Consider the following 703-nt stretch of genomic DNA (forward strand, 5'->3'; position numbering starts at 1 on the left):
GTGCCGCAGCAGCTACAGGTTGTGACCGGGGGGAGGTTGCAGGGACAACATCTTCGGCATCAAGTGTTATCGGGAGCAGCTCAGGCACGTTGTTTTCTGTTGTTGAAGGAGGACGTAGTTTTCCTTCGCGCCAGTACTGGCGCCACTTGAACAACAAATTATCGTTGATCCCATGCTCACGAGCGAGTTGCGCTACGGAGATCTCTGGTCGATGCGAGAGTTCAACCATTTTGATTTTGAACACAACGGGATAATTAGGGCTTTTTTTACGCACTGCGGTTAATGATTTCATGGATAGCGTCCACCATATTTGGTGTCCACTATCCTCTCAGGAATATCAGGATCTGCCAGACGACGCTTACCATTATCGTAAAACTCCGCATTATTAATTTCAGGTGTGTGACTCAGGGGCCTTAGTCCCCCTTTTACAGGAAGTAGTGTTCTGTCACGACGGGAGCCAGGGTTAATAAAAACGATTCGAGTATGTCTGCAGGGACGATAGAAATCTTCGTGGGGGTTGTCTCGCAGTAGTGGGTACCTGAGAGCGTCTCGGGGGATTAGTATCTTCCGGCCACGGATGTGTTCGAGCCAGCAGTGCTCGCCGCAGCCGAGCGACAGGGCGAAGCCCCGAGTGAGCGAGGAAGCACCAGGGAAGAATACTTTGTATATTCTGCTGACGCTCAATGCCTGAAAAATCATCTCA

The 703-nt window shown here is 50.6% G+C and carries 1 protein-coding gene; it reads right to left on the reverse strand.

The window, feature by feature from the left end; translation table 11 throughout:
• Nucleotides 1-292 (reverse strand): transposase (locus C5687_RS24335; protein ID WP_146086317.1); only part of this gene is annotated, 292 nt, incomplete at its 3' end.
• Between the last annotated feature and the right edge of the window lie 411 nt (nt 293-703).

This window comes from Enterobacter sichuanensis (genome assembly GCF_002939185.1).
Lineage (GTDB): Bacteria > Pseudomonadota > Gammaproteobacteria > Enterobacterales > Enterobacteriaceae > Enterobacter > Enterobacter sichuanensis.